The organism is Flavobacterium sp. IB48 (assembly GCF_016405855.1).
Taxonomy (GTDB): domain Bacteria; phylum Bacteroidota; class Bacteroidia; order Flavobacteriales; family Flavobacteriaceae; genus Flavobacterium; species Flavobacterium ginsengisoli.
This window is the reverse complement of sequence record NZ_JAEFCA010000010.1, coordinates 58,555-72,321: the sequence shown is the minus strand read 5'-3', so window position 1 is coordinate 72,321 and position 13,767 is coordinate 58,555. Positions and strand designations below refer to the sequence as shown.

12 protein-coding genes and 1 riboswitch are annotated in these 13,767 nt (G+C 33.3%); of the genes, 2 read left to right on the top strand and 10 right to left on the bottom strand.

Annotated elements, in window-relative coordinates; genetic code table 11:
- Positions 1 to 129: 129 nt before the first annotated feature.
- Positions 130 to 2,985, top strand: coding sequence for a carbamoyl-phosphate synthase large subunit (gene carB / locus JC605_RS21745; RefSeq protein ID WP_198858192.1), 2,856 nt, complete (start codon positions 130 to 132; stop codon positions 2,983 to 2,985).
- A gap of 71 nt (positions 2,986 to 3,056) precedes the next feature.
- Here carB and yiaA read toward each other — a convergent pair whose 3' ends face one another.
- The 5 genes from yiaA to JC605_RS21720 all read right to left on the bottom strand — a co-directional run bounded on the left by yiaA (position 3,057) and on the right by JC605_RS21720 (position 5,648).
- A complete protein-coding gene (gene yiaA / locus JC605_RS21740) occupies positions 3,057 to 3,455 on the bottom strand; it encodes an inner membrane protein YiaA (RefSeq protein ID WP_095929516.1) in 399 nt (132 codons plus the stop codon).
- A 149-nt stretch (positions 3,456 to 3,604) separates the two neighbouring features.
- Positions 3,605 to 4,144 (bottom strand): DUF4252 domain-containing protein, encoded by a 540-nt coding sequence (locus JC605_RS21735; protein WP_198858191.1) that lies wholly within the window; start codon positions 4,142 to 4,144, stop codon positions 3,605 to 3,607.
- 1 nt (position 4,145) lies between these two features.
- Positions 4,146 to 4,673 (bottom strand): DUF4252 domain-containing protein, encoded by a 528-nt coding sequence (locus tag JC605_RS21730; protein ID WP_198858190.1) that lies wholly within the window; start codon positions 4,671 to 4,673, stop codon positions 4,146 to 4,148.
- Between the two features lie 17 nt (positions 4,674 to 4,690).
- Positions 4,691 to 5,152, bottom strand: coding sequence for a hypothetical protein (locus JC605_RS21725; protein WP_198858189.1), 462 nt, complete (start codon positions 5,150 to 5,152; stop codon positions 4,691 to 4,693).
- Positions 5,139 to 5,648 carry an RNA polymerase sigma factor gene (locus JC605_RS21720; protein WP_198858188.1) on the bottom strand — a complete coding sequence of 170 codons (510 nt, stop codon included), beginning with the start codon at positions 5,646 to 5,648 and terminating at the stop codon, positions 5,139 to 5,141. The genes JC605_RS21725 and JC605_RS21720 overlap by 14 nt, the downstream gene beginning before the upstream one ends.
- A 167-nt stretch (positions 5,649 to 5,815) precedes the next feature.
- Between JC605_RS21720 and JC605_RS21715 the strand changes: the two genes are divergently transcribed.
- Positions 5,816 to 7,276 carry a S41 family peptidase gene (locus tag JC605_RS21715; RefSeq protein WP_198858187.1) on the top strand — a complete coding sequence of 487 codons (1,461 nt, stop codon included), beginning with the start codon at positions 5,816 to 5,818 and terminating at the stop codon, positions 7,274 to 7,276.
- Between the two features lie 80 nt (positions 7,277 to 7,356).
- Here the strand turns inward: JC605_RS21715 and JC605_RS21710 are convergent, their stop codons facing one another.
- From JC605_RS21710 to cobT, 5 genes are all read right to left on the bottom strand, one after another.
- The gene (locus JC605_RS21710) at positions 7,357 to 8,382 is read right to left on the bottom strand and encodes a YncE family protein (protein ID WP_198858186.1); all 1,026 of its coding nucleotides are present in this window, start codon (positions 8,380 to 8,382) and stop codon (positions 7,357 to 7,359) included.
- A 3-nt stretch (positions 8,383 to 8,385) separates the two neighbouring features.
- Positions 8,386 to 10,239, bottom strand: a complete 1,854-nt coding sequence (locus tag JC605_RS21705) for a TonB-dependent siderophore receptor (protein WP_198858185.1) — start codon at positions 10,237 to 10,239, stop codon at positions 8,386 to 8,388.
- 26 nt (positions 10,240 to 10,265) lie between these two features.
- Positions 10,266 to 10,476: riboswitch (cobalamin riboswitch) on the bottom strand.
- Positions 10,477 to 10,541: 65 nt separating this feature from the next.
- Positions 10,542 to 11,075, bottom strand: a complete 534-nt coding sequence (gene cobC / locus JC605_RS21700) for an alpha-ribazole phosphatase (protein WP_198858184.1) — start codon at positions 11,073 to 11,075, stop codon at positions 10,542 to 10,544.
- Positions 11,060 to 11,845 carry an adenosylcobinamide-GDP ribazoletransferase gene (locus tag JC605_RS21695; protein WP_198858183.1) on the bottom strand — a complete coding sequence of 262 codons (786 nt, stop codon included), beginning with the start codon at positions 11,843 to 11,845 and terminating at the stop codon, positions 11,060 to 11,062. The genes cobC and JC605_RS21695 overlap by 16 nt, the downstream gene beginning before the upstream one ends.
- Before the next feature lie 137 nt (positions 11,846 to 11,982).
- Positions 11,983 to 13,662 (bottom strand): nicotinate-nucleotide--dimethylbenzimidazole phosphoribosyltransferase, encoded by a 1,680-nt coding sequence (cobT, locus tag JC605_RS21690; protein ID WP_198858182.1) that lies wholly within the window; start codon positions 13,660 to 13,662, stop codon positions 11,983 to 11,985.
- Positions 13,663 to 13,767: the final 105 nt, after the last annotated feature.

The window sequence follows — 13,767 nt, the reverse complement described above, 5'->3', positions numbered from 1 at the left end:
CATAAGGCGATTACTTTTTTAGTATCGCCTTTTTTTATACCTTGTCGGTAAAAATTTTCTCAACTTTCTAGTTTTTAACGCACTAGAACAGTTTTTTAAAATCGTAAATAACTACACAATACATACAAAATGCCTAAAGACACATCAATAAAATCAGTTTTAATTATAGGTTCAGGACCTATTGTTATTGGCCAAGCTTGCGAATTCGATTATGCGGGATCTCAATCTGCACGCTCGATTCGTGAAGAAGGAATTGAGGTTATCTTGATTAACTCGAATCCAGCGACGATTATGACCGACCCATCTATGGCCGATCATATTTATTTGAAACCTTTAACGACAAAATCGATTATTGAAATTCTTAAGGAACATCCACAAATTGATGCAGTTTTGCCAACAATGGGAGGACAAACTGCTTTGAACTTGTGTTTGGAAGCTGAGGAAAAAGGAATCTGGCAAGATTTCGGAGTGAGATTAATCGGTGTTGATGTAAATGCTATTAATATTACTGAAGACAGGGAACAGTTTAAACAGCTTTTAGAAAGAATTAATGTGCCAACTGCACCTGCAAAAACAGCTACTTCTTACCTTGAAGGAAAAGAAATTGCTCAGGAATTTGGTTTCCCGCTTGTAATTCGTCCTTCATTTACATTAGGAGGAACTGGAGCAGCTGTGGTTTACAAAAAAGAAGATTTTGATGAGCTTTTAACTCGCGGACTAGAAGCTTCTCCAATTCACGAAGTTTTGATCGACAAAGCTTTAATGGGATGGAAAGAATATGAGTTGGAGCTTTTAAGAGATAAAAATGACAACGTTGTAATTATCTGTTCTATCGAAAATATGGACCCAATGGGAATTCATACTGGAGATTCTATCACGGTAGCACCAGCGATGACATTATCTGATACAACTTTCCAAAAATTACGTGACTACGCTATCTTAATGATGAGAAGTATCGGAAATTTTGCTGGAGGATGTAACGTACAATTCGCAGTTTCACCAGACGAAAAAGAAGATATCGTAGCAATCGAAATTAACCCTCGTGTATCTCGTTCTTCTGCATTAGCATCAAAAGCGACTGGATATCCAATTGCTAAAATTGCTTCTAAACTAGCTTTAGGATACAATTTAGATGAATTACAAAACCAAATTACAAAATCGACTTCGGCTCTTTTCGAACCAACTTTAGATTATGTAATCGTAAAAATACCACGTTGGAACTTCGATAAATTTGAAGGTTCAGACAGAACTTTAGGTCTTCAGATGAAATCTGTAGGTGAGGTTATGGGAATTGGACGTTCTTTCCAAGAAGCACTTCATAAAGCAACTCAATCTTTAGAGATTAAGAGAAATGGTTTAGGTGCTGACGGAAAAGGATACAAAAATTACGAACAAATTATCGAAAAACTAACTTATGCAAGTTGGGATCGTGTATTCGTAATCTACGATGCAATTGCAATGGGTATTCCATTAAGCACAATTCACGAAATTACAAGAATCGACATGTGGTTCTTGAAGCAATACGAAGAGCTTTATACTTTAGAAAAAGAAATCTCAAACTACAAAGTTTCTGATCTTCCAAAAGAATTATTACTTGAGGCAAAACAAAAAGGTTTTGCAGATAGACAAATCGCTCACATGATGAGCTGTCTGGAAAGTGAAGTGCACACTTTACGTATGAACATGAACATCAACCGTGTATTCAAATTGGTTGATACGTGTGCGGCTGAGTTTAAAGCAAAAACACCATACTACTACTCAACTTTTGAGGCAGAAATTGAAAAAGCAAATGGAGAGCGTTATGTAGATAACGAAAGTATCCTGACAGATAAAAAGAAAGTAATCGTTCTAGGTTCTGGACCAAACAGAATTGGACAAGGAATTGAGTTTGATTATTCTTGTGTACACGGAGTTTTAGCTGCAAAAGAATGCGGTTACGAAACAATCATGATTAACTGTAATCCTGAAACGGTTTCTACAGACTTTGACACAGCTGATAAATTATACTTCGAACCAGTTTTCTGGGAGCATATTTATGATATTATCCAACACGAAAAACCAGAAGGTGTAATCGTGCAGCTTGGTGGCCAAACAGCTCTTAAATTAGCAGATAAATTATCTAAATACGGAGTAAAAATCATCGGAACTAGTTTTGATGCACTTGACTTAGCAGAAGATAGAGGAAGATTCTCAGATTTATTGACTGAATTAAATATTCCTTTCCCAAGATTCGGAATCGCTGAAACGGCTGATGAAGCTTCTAAATTGGCTGATACTTTAGATTTCCCACTTTTAATTCGTCCTTCTTATGTATTAGGAGGTCAGGGAATGAAAATTGTGATCAACAAAAAAGAGCTTGAAGAGCACGTTATCGATTTGTTGAAAGCAATTCCAGGAAACAAATTGTTACTAGATCATTACTTAGCTGGAGCAATCGAAGCTGAAGCTGATGCAATTTGTGATGCTGATGGAAACGTTTACATCATCGGAATTATGGAGCACATTGAGCCTTGTGGAGTTCACTCTGGAGATAGTAACGCAACATTGCCTCCTTTTAACTTAGGAGAATTTGTAATGCAACAAATTAAAGATCATACGCATAAAATTGCTAGAGCTTTAAAAACTGTAGGTTTAATCAATATTCAGTTTGCGATTAAAGATGATACAGTTTACATCATCGAGGCAAATCCAAGAGCTTCAAGAACGGTTCCGTTTATTGCGAAAGCTTACGGAGAACCTTATGTAAACTACGCTACAAAAGTAATGTTAGGTCATAATAAAGTGACTGACTTTGATTTCAATCCACAATTAAAAGGATACGCAATTAAACAACCAGTTTTCTCTTTCAGCAAATTCCCGAACGTAAACAAAGCATTAGGGCCAGAAATGAAATCGACAGGAGAAAGCATCTTGTTTATTGATGACTTAAAAGACGATCAATTCTACGAATTGTACTCTAGAAGAAAAATGTATTTGAGTAAATAATCTCAGATTTTAATATAAAAGAAAAGCTCCAATGAAAATTGGAGCTTTTTATATTTTAATCTGTTTTAAACTTATTCGCTTTGACCAAAGTTCATATTGTCTCTAGTATTTTTCTGAACTGAAATCGCTCCGAATAATGCTAGTAGAAAAGCAAATGCATAGAAACCTTTTTCACTTGGAAGGATAGTTGCGTTCCATAACCCAACTACTAAAAGTACAATTGAAAGTAAAGTTCCAAACCAGCAGATTCCGTAGTAAATATCTGTTACGGGAAGTTTTTCAAGACGGTCTCTTACACTTTTTTGTAATGAAACTACAGCAAAAAGTCCGAACATTAAAACAGTGAAATAATATCCTTTTTCGTTTAAAAGCATTTCAGCTCTGGCAAGTCCAACAATAAAGCCAACTGTTCCTGCTCCAAGGGCAACCCAAGATGCCGCGATAAAGGCATTTGATGTTTTTTGTATCATAATTTATTATTTTGGTAAGAAGCAAATATAATTAAATTAGATTCAGGACAAAACAAATAGCAATTGTTTTGTTCAGTAAAATCTCTCAAATAAGCAAAAAGAAAAAGCTCCAATTATGGAGCTTTTCTCATTTAAAAAGTAAGATGATTTTATTTTTTAAGCAATTGTTCTAAGGGTTTTAACTGTTCCATGTCTATTTTAGATTTTTGTAAAACAGACATTAAAGTCATAATATTATTCGGATTCATATTTTCTCCTAAAACACGAACTACTGCAAAGCCATTTTCTTTTCTGTTGGCGAAAATAACAAACTCTTTAATATTGTCATCACTTCCAACATAGCTTACAGAAGCACCATCTTTTCCGGAACCAATTTTCATTAATTCTTGATATTTCGGATCTTTTAATATGGCTTTTACTTTATTTCTTTCTGTTTCAAATTCTGCCTGATTGTTTTGGTCGGCTTTAAAAGCAAGAATATTCATTTTGTCAAATGAGTTTAAAGCTTTACTTTGTTCTGCTGATAAAGACGTTTGATCAACATTTAGAATAGTTGGTGAAACATCTAATGTTATGAAATCTTTTTTCTCCGAATTCTCAACAAAATATTTTTGTAATGTTGGTTCAGAATTACAGCTTCCTAATGTTAGGAGAGCTGTAACTGCTATGATGAAAATATTTGTTCTCATGTTATTTTTTGCCTTTAGAAGCTTTCTTTAAGTCTGTTCCTCCAGGAAGTTGCATTTTATCTGTTAATACTGAAATTTCGTTTAAATCAAAATTACCAGTTAAAGATAATAAAACAGTTTCATCGTTTTTTGCACCGTCAACATACATTAAAAGCTCTTTTATTTGAGTGTCTGTAGCTCCAGATTTTACCATTATTCTAACGTTTTTCCCGCTATCATTTACACGCATTAATTCTTCTAAACCAGCAGTTTTTACATACTTATCGGCAGTAGCTTTCATATCGGCTTCGATTTTTGGGTTTTTAGTGGTAAAGACTTTTAAGTAATCTAACTTTTTGATTAGGGCAATATATTGTTGCGTCTCTTTATCAGAAGCGTCAACTTTTACTTTACTCATTAAATCAAACATTTTTTTATTTACAATTACCGAAGTCACATCATCTTGACCGTCAAATTTGTCAAAAGCACCTTGTGCGTAAAAAGTTGTGGTAACAAATGCGAATACTAAAGTTATAATGAAATTTTTCATGACTATTTTTTGTTTAATTACTGTTTAAAAATTTTGTTTTTTGATTGTTCATATTCGTTAATGTATTGCACACTTTCAATACCTACATTAACATGTGTTGATAATAAGGCCAAAGCTTTTTGCGTAGCTTTCAAGGCTTCTTCAGGATTATTATAGGTTCCTAATTCTGTTTGCGAAGCTACTGCAGTTGTATCTTTTTGCTCGCTCATAAAAAAGTAGGTTCCAATTCCTAGCAAAACAACAACTGATGCCGCAATCGATAACCACGCTACATTGCGTTTCTTAGATTGTAGTGGAATTTCATACGTTGATTTTTGTTCTTTTGCTTGAGAGAAATAGTCAAACATAGGTTTGTATTGCTCCAAATGCTGCGCAACATTGGATGAAGAAAAATATTCTTTTAATTGATTTTCTTCGGCAATAGAAGTTTCTCCCTGAAAGTATTTTTCTAATATCTCTTCTATTTTATTTAGTTCCATAAAGGTGTGTATTTGTCATTGATTCTCTAATTTTTTTTCTCGCTCTCGAAAGCGCCACTCGTATTGCCGTTTCGTTCATATTTACGATTTTGGCTATTTCTTCAAATTCATATTGTTCTACATCTCGAAGCTGAATTAATAATTGCAGTTGCTCTGGCATTTCATTTATAATTTTTTCGACCCATTCTAAACTATCTTGGTCTTCTAGTTTTTTATCCAATTGTGGCTGCCGATCGGTAAAATTATTATGAACAATCTGCAGATTACTGGCTCTTTTAGATTTTAATTGATCAAGACAATAATTTTTGGTCATGGTCATTGCCAATGCTTCGACGCTATTATAGCTTTCTAAATTGTCTTTTTTGTTCCATAATTTTACCATTACTTCCTGAGTTGCATCTTCTGCTTCTTCAGTACTTGTAAGCAATCTTTTTGCCAGACGAAAAACTTTGTCTTTAAAAGGATTTATTAATTCTATAAATACAACTTGGTTCATTAATCTGATGGTTAATCGTTAGCTTATATATTCAAGACGAGGTGTAATTATATTTGTTACAACAAAAAAGAAAATATTTTTTATATAAAAAAATACTGCTTGATCGATGAAGCTAAAACTAAAGATACTACTTTTACGTTATTCATAATATAGATAACCTACACGATATGAAAACAACTTTAAAGAGCGTTCTTTTTCTCTTTTTATTCGCATTTTCCTTGCAATCTTGTGAAGATCAGGATGATGTTGCAGCTCCAGCAGACTTACAGATTAATAATTTTATTTGGAGAGGATTAAATGAAGTCTATTTATGGCAACAAGATGTGCCAAATCTAGCCGATGGCCGTAATCTGCAACCCGATTTTAATCAGTTCTTAAGAGGGTATTCTAAGCCCGAAGATTTATTTGAAGCTTTATTGAACAAACCGGTAAGTAAATATCCAAATGGAGACGCAATTGATCGTTTCAGCTGGATTGTTGAAGATTATACTGTTTTGGAACAGGAACTAAGCGGTGTCACAAAAAATAATGGTGTAGATTTTAGATTGAGTCGCGTATCTTCAGGATCCAATGATGTGGTAGGTTTTGTGCGATATATTATTCCAAATTCAGATGCTTCAACTAAGGCAATTAAACGCGGTGATTTATTTACAAGTGTGAATGGAGTAAAACTTACTGTTTCTAATTATCAAGATTTATTGTTCAATAAGGATAGCTATACGCTAAACTTGGCTGATTATAATGGTAGCGGTTATGTTTTGAACGGAAAATCGGTTGATTTGACAAAAACTGTTTTAGAAGAAAACCCGATTTTAATTAGCAAAGTGATTCCTTCTGGAGGTCATAAAATAGGTTATTTAATGTATAATGGCTTTTATTCAAGCTATGACGATAAATTAAATCAGGCTTTTGGCGAATTGAAAACACAAGGAGTTACCGATTTAATTCTAGATCTTCGATATAATGGAGGAGGAGCCGTGCCTTCAGCAATTAGACTTGCTAGTTTGATTACAGGGCAATTTGATAATCAAGTTTTTGCTAAAACGCAGTTTAACACAAAGTGGATGAAAGATATGACTGCTGATGATTTAGAAAGTCTGAATTACAGATTTGTAAATAATATTGATGGTAAAGCTTTAAACAGTTTAAATTTAAGTACGGTTTATATTATCGCAACTGCAAGTACAGCATCTGCAAGTGAATTGGTTATTAATGGATTAGCACCTTATATTAATGTAGTTCAGATTGGAGAAACTACAACAGGTAAAAATGTTGGTTCGTATACTATTTATGATTCTGAAACTTTGTTTACTAAAAAAGGAATCAATGCAAATCATAAATATGCAATGCAACCTTTGGTTTTTAAAATCTCAAATTCTGCCGGTTTTGGAGACTATACTCAAGGTTTACAGCCTACTTATCCGCAGAAAGAATATTTGGATACTTATGGTGTTTTAGGAGAAACATCTGAGCCTTTGCTTAATTTGGCTATTTCAAAAATTACGGGATCTACTGCTAAAACAATTTCTAATGATTCTGGACTGGATCTGCCTTATTTAACAGATTCAAAAATCATAAACGGATTAAGACACGGAATGTATTTTCAAAATGCTCCAAAGAATTTTTAATAAAAATCTAATAAATAGAAAAGGCTTTCAGAAATGAAAGCCTTTTCCATAAAAAACAAAAACTAATTCTAAGGATAAAATTAATCGTTAAAGTAGAATCCGTTCGTACCTATACCAGTAGTCAATTCTTTTTGTAGAGTTCCCGACAAATTGTAGATGTAAGCTTTACTATCTTGAGTAAATTTCCCATCAGCAAAGAAAGCACGGTTGTTTTTTACTGCAAATCCGTAAAGGTATCCAATCTCAGGATTAGCTGTAAAAAGCGGAGTAGTAGCTGCTGTTGTTGCAGAAGTTGTAATTGAATACACAGAGCTTCCTACTGTATAATAAACTTGGTTGTTTTCTATGTCTAAAAACCCAGCAACCCCTTGAGATTCTGGAATTGTAATTTTAGAAACAGATTTGTCAGAGATTTTAACTTTTATAATTTCGCTGCTTTCAGTAAAAGAAGGACGTAAGATAAAAAGAGTTCCATTTTCTTCTTCAATAGAATCTGAACCAGAACCAATTGTTATTGGAGTTTCTAAAGTTTTTGTGTTCAGATTGTAAATAGAAAGTTTGTCAGTTCCAATTGGATCTGTAATGTATAATTTTCCGCCTTCTTCTACAATTCTGTTTGCCGTTGTGTTTAATGAAATTTTGGATTCAACAACATTAGTTGCCAAGTTAATTACAGCAATATAATCGTCTGTAACAGAATCGTATGAATTTGCATTTGTTACATAAGCTTTACCGTCTTTTATAACACCATATCTAGGATTAACTAAGCCGCTGTCAATTTTAGTAATTAACTTAAAAGTATAACGATTTACAATGTTTATTACGTTTGATCCGCCAGCAATAATATATGCTTTGTCTCCATCAAAAAAGATATTCTGAATAAATTTCCCAAGTACATCAGATCCGTTTTCTGTTTCATAAACGTCTTTTGTAAATATGCTGAAATCATTGCTAGAGAAAGATACTGTTCCAGAAGTAGAACCGCCTTCATTAACAATAAAAAAACCATTGTCGTAAGCGCCTTTCGGACCATCGTTGTCATCACTTGAACAAGAAGCGAATAACGAAATGCTTAACGCTATTAAAAGTAATTTGCTAAACTTCATATTTTAAAATTTTAAGGTTAAATACATATTGAAATTTCGACCTGGCATTGGTCTGCTTTCTAGACTTTCGTAGTTTTTATTTAAAAGATTCAAAACTTGAAAACCTATTTTGAAAGAATCTAAAAATTTAAGATCATAATCGATTCCGACATTAGAAATTGTATAATCATTAATGATTTCATCAGGATTATTATCGGCTCTTGTATAAACAAATCCGTTGTAAAGAATTTGATAATAAGCGCTTATTTTATTTCTAGAATATGAAACTGCTCCTGTTGCTTTGTTAAACGGAACAAAAAAGATCTGATTTTTAGTTTTTTCATCCTGAGAAACCGTGTAAGCATAAGTAGCATTTGTAGCAAAAATGTTTTTGCCATAACTTTTTTTCCAACTCAGCATGGTTTCGGTTCCATAACTGTTTACTTTATCTTGGTTTTTAGGAGTCCAAATACCGTTTGCGCCTGGAACCCATTGCAGCATATCGGTAATTTTCATATAATAAAAATTCTGCGTCCAAGTCAGGTTTTTGAATGTAAAAACATTACCAATTTCTCCCTGATAAGAACTTTCGGGTTTTAAGTCTAGATTTCCTCCTGGATTCCAATACAAATCATTGTAAGTTGGAATTCTAAAGTTTCTAGAAACATTCAGTTTTAAATTGTACCAATTATTGAATTTATAAGAAGATCCTAAATTGAATAAAACTGGAGATTTGTAATTGTCTGTAAATTCTTTTCTAACCCCAAGTTCGTTCTTCCAGTTAGCGCCAAAATCTTGTCTAACCAACAAAGCAGCAGAACTGATTTCACGAATATGGCTTCCAAAACTAGTTCCGTAACCATTTGTTCGACTGTAATCTACAATTCCGTTTACATGTGTCTCTTTAAATAAATGATAATCGACATCAAGCTTAGTAATTAAGTTCTCCGTTTTTCCGTATGTGTAATTTTTTAAAGAATTATCGGCAAAATATTGATAGTTTTCGAAAATGTAAGCGGTTTTGAAATTGGTCTTTAGTTTTCCAAAACTTCCGTCATATTCCAATAAATTTCGGTTAAAACCATTTATGTATTTGCTTTTCGTTTCAGATTCTGTAACCAAAGAAGTATTGCGGTCAGTGTTTGAAGTCTGACTGTACAGTTTTAAAATATGATTTTGATTGAATTTATAACCCACATTGGCATTTAACGTAATAATATCGTATTGCCCATTTTGGTTCCATCGCTGTTCACCTCTCCATGTGTAGCGATCTAAGTATTTATAATCGTTTGTTGAGCTGTTTTTAGAAAAGCCAATTTGGGTACTCCATTTTTTATTTGAAATAGAAGTTTTGTAATTAATCCCAATTGTATTAAAACTGCCGTAATCTAGTCTTAAATTATTCTCAAAACGATTAAAAAACAACAAATCGTTGTTTAAATGCACCGTACCTCCAACTGCGCCGCTTCCGTAAATTACACTTCCACCACCTGCTTTTACACTTATTGAATTATAATCTGAGCCCGAAATAGTATTAAAATCGGTACTTCCGTTCATTTGAGAATTAATATTTATTCCGTTCCAGATAACAGCTGTTTGCGAAGAAGTTGTTCCTCTAAAAGAAACCGTAGAAAGCATTCCTCGTCCATATTCTTTAAAATATAAAGTCGAATTAAAGTTCAATAAATCGGTTAGGAGCGCCTCGTTTTTATTGATTATAGAATCATTCAGTTTTAAAACAGATTGTGAAGCCGAATAGGTTTTTAAATTCTTATCTGAAACAAAAACTTCTTTCAGACTGGTAATAGAATCGTTCTGCGCCGAAATAATCTGGCACACAACAAATAAACAAAAAGTAAAAAATCTTTTTAAAGTCATAATTTCTTCACTCTTTTTCCCGAGAGTTTGATATTTGTTATAAAGGCAGGTCTCCTGGCTTGCGTCTTGCTGTTTACCTTCCCATCGCGCGCGGCGTGACAGTGGTTTGTAGTTTACAGCAAGCGTTCGTTTTTTTGAACTTAGCTTACAGTTGCGGGTACAGCTCAAGAATTATACTTGATTCCCTTTTAATGTATTTTTTAAATTAAAAACACAACCTTAATTTGTCGCAAAGATAAAGTTAAAAATATTGATTATTCAAATTTGTTTTAGGTTTCATGAAAAATTATAAATAATTAGCATTAAAAACTGATTTTTATAACTTCTCCGAAATCAACTTTATTATTGAAGGCGTCTTTTAATGGAAGCGAACTCTGATGGCATAAAATGCTTCTGATGATTCCTGCATGTGCAACAATTACAGTTGGCTGATTTATTTTTGAAAGTGTTTCCGACAAAAAATGGCCAACTCTTTCATGTAATTCAATAAAAGATTCTCCGTTTGAAACCTTGATATTCACGAAATCTTCCATCCAAGGATTGAGATCTTCTGACGGAATTTCGTTCCAGCTTTTCAATTCCCAATCACCAAAATTCATTTCTTTTAAGCGTTCGTCTTCCTTATACGAAATGGTTTTGATATTTTCTTGAATGTGCTTGGCTAAAATAACACAACGTTTTAATGGACTAGAAAAGATAATCGCCTCTGAAGGTAATTCTGAAATGATTCTGCTAAAAATTTCCTCAAAAGGTTTTGCAATATCAACATCTGATTGTCCGTAACAAATTCCTTTTTCACAAACTGTTTCGGTATGACGAACTAGATAAATTTCCATAAAAATAAAATGCTTAAGTAAAATACAACTTCGCAAACTTGCTGTGTTGCGCCAAGGCAATCTCCAGTATAACCATCAATCCATTTCTGAAAATAGCGCGCTAGAAAATATCTCGTTATGAAAACAGGAATAATAGCAAGCAGAAATTTCAAATCGAAAGAAGAAAATACAATTAACGGAACTAAGCCAAAAAAGAAAGATCCAAAAACTTCTTTCCAAGTATATTGTTTTGCAATTGGTTTGCTTTTGCTCGAAGCATCGTCACGAGAATATTCGTGTGTGAAAATAATGCTTATTGCGGCAAGTCGACTCAATGAATGAGCAGAAATAAACAAAAGGAAAATGAGAAGAATATTATTTGCAAAAAGTAAAACGGATTCTGCAAGCAATTTAAATTTTAGTAAAAAAAGCAAAACCAATCCGATTGCTCCGTAGGCTCCAATTGCACTGTCTTTCATTATCATTAAGATTTTTTCTTTAGTCCAGCCTCCGCCGAAACCATCACAGACATCTGCAAAACCGTCTTCGTGAAAAGCGCCTGTGGTTAAAATAGAAGCAATGATTGCTAGTATGACAGCAATTTCTGAAGAAAGAAAAAATGAAAAAAGATAAAAAGCGAAAAAAGAAATACCCCCAACAATCCATCCAATAAATGGAAAATATCTTGTGGCTTTATTTAAATAATCTGGATGATGCGTAATGTTTTTTGGACATGGAATTCTGGTGTAGAACATTAAACAGGTGAAGAAAATGTGTAGTTCTTTTTTCATTTATATAATTGGTTTTCTATTTATTTTGTCATTTCGACTGAAAGGAGAAATCACACAAGATTACGCAAAGAAAATCGTCAATCTTTGTCGAGTTTCTAATGTGATTTCTCCTTTCAGTCGAAATGACAAATAGTAGTTTATTTACGACTTACTCCCGCGCTCTCAAAACTAGCCATTTCATTCAAAAAAGCTTCAGCTGATTTTAAAATTGGAAAAGCAACAGCGCAACCAGTTCCTTCGCCTAAGCGCAAATCGAGGTTTAAAATTGGTTTTGCTTCTAAATGATTTAATAATTCTGAATGTGCTTTTTCGGCAGAACAATGACAAAAAACAGCATTTTGCTGTATGTTCGGATTTATTTTAAAAGCAATCAGATAAGCAACAGTGCAAATAAAACCATCAACTAGAATTAGCATTTTATTTTCAAAAGCTTCTAATATTGCTCCAGACATTTGAAGAATTTCAAAACCGCCAAAATAGGACAGTTGTGCTATTAATTCGGTTTGACCGGAATAATTATCAATTGCTTTTTTGAGCAAGTTTTGTTTTAGAAGCAGTTTTTCATTTTCAACTCCAGTTCCCTTTCCGATGCATTCTTCAATAGGAAAACCTGTTAGAATACTCATTAAAACAGAAGCAGTTGAAGTGTTTCCGATTCCCATTTCGCCAAAACCAATACAATTCGAACCAGATTTTACAATATTTTGAACAATCGATTTTCCTTTATCCAAACACAACCAAACTTCAGATTCGCTCATTGCAGGAACATGTAAAAAGGATTGAGTTCCTTTTGCAATTTTTGCATCGATTAATTTTGCATTGGTTGGAAAATCGTAATTGACGCCTGAATCTACAATTGATAATTCAATATTATTCTGATTGCAAAAAACATTTATGGCAGCGCCGCCATCTAGAAAATTATTGACCATTTGGCGTGTAACATCTTGCGGATAATCACTTACACCGTGATTGGCAATTCCGTGATCGGCTGCAAAAACTACAATATTAGGTTTTTCGACTTTCGGATTCAAAGTTTCGAAAACAGTTGCCATTTGAAAAGCTAGAGATTCCAGCATTCCTAAAGAACCAACGGGTTTTGTTTTTGAATCTATTTTTTCTTGTAAACGTTTATTGAAATCAGATTTGTTTTTGATTTCATTTTTCGATCTTAAATCAAACTCTGGAACATTTATTTGATGAATTTCTTTGATTTCATTACAAATGGGAGCTTCCAATTTTTGTTTCCAATGCAACTGTTGCAACATTGGCTGATTGTTATAATTGGTGGCTGGTTTTCCGATGCAGAAATAACCAAGCGGTTCTATATTTTCGGGTAAATCAAGTATTTTTTTAAACTGATAATAATTTAAAATCGAAACCCAGCCCATTCCGTAACCTTGTTCTGTAAGCGAAAGCCAAATATTTTGAGCCGCACAAACTGAACTAAATTTTACTGCTTCATTACTCCCAATTGTTCCAATCGTAAACTGATTTAAAACGGAGCGATCATAAGCAATAATAAGTCCGATTGGCGCTTCTTCGATCGCTTCTAGTTTTAGCGATCTGTAAAGTTCCTTCTGTTCTGCATTATCGGTACGCTCTTCGGCTTTTTTATTGTAATCTAAAAACAGTTTTTTAATAGACGTTTTTACTTCATCCGATTTAATGAGATAATATCGTGTAGCATCAGTAAGCCCAACAGAAGGCGCCCAATGTCCAGCCTGTAAAGCTTTCTGAATTACTTCGTCTGGAACTTCATCGTTTGTAAAATGGCGTGTGTCTCTGCGGGATTTTAATATATCGTCTAAATTACTCATGCTATAAAATTACAATTTTTAAATTCCAAACTCCAAGATCAAACTCCAAAAAAGAAAAATTCCAAATTGCAAAACTCACTATGTTTTGCAATTTGAAATTTTTGT

Coding starts and splice junctions, on each gene's coding strand:
- carB (WP_198858192.1), top strand. CDS start 130: ATGCCTAAAGACACATCAATAAAATCAGTTTTAATTATAGGTTCAGGA.
- yiaA (WP_095929516.1), bottom strand. CDS start 3,455: ATGATACAAAAAACATCAAATGCCTTTATCGCGGCATCTTGGGTTGCC.
- JC605_RS21735 (WP_198858191.1), bottom strand. CDS start 4,144: ATGAGAACAAATATTTTCATCATAGCAGTTACAGCTCTCCTAACATTA.
- JC605_RS21730 (WP_198858190.1), bottom strand. CDS start 4,673: ATGAAAAATTTCATTATAACTTTAGTATTCGCATTTGTTACCACAACT.
- JC605_RS21725 (WP_198858189.1), bottom strand. CDS start 5,152: ATGGAACTAAATAAAATAGAAGAGATATTAGAAAAATACTTTCAGGGA.
- JC605_RS21720 (WP_198858188.1), bottom strand. CDS start 5,648: ATGAACCAAGTTGTATTTATAGAATTAATAAATCCTTTTAAAGACAAA.
- JC605_RS21715 (WP_198858187.1), top strand. CDS start 5,816: ATGAAAACAACTTTAAAGAGCGTTCTTTTTCTCTTTTTATTCGCATTT.
- JC605_RS21710 (WP_198858186.1), bottom strand. CDS start 8,382: ATGAAGTTTAGCAAATTACTTTTAATAGCGTTAAGCATTTCGTTATTC.
- JC605_RS21705 (WP_198858185.1), bottom strand. CDS start 10,239: ATGACTTTAAAAAGATTTTTTACTTTTTGTTTATTTGTTGTGTGCCAG.
- cobC (WP_198858184.1), bottom strand. CDS start 11,075: ATGGAAATTTATCTAGTTCGTCATACCGAAACAGTTTGTGAAAAAGGA.
- JC605_RS21695 (WP_198858183.1), bottom strand. CDS start 11,845: ATGAAAAAAGAACTACACATTTTCTTCACCTGTTTAATGTTCTACACC.
- cobT (WP_198858182.1), bottom strand. CDS start 13,662: ATGAGTAATTTAGACGATATATTAAAATCCCGCAGAGACACACGCCAT.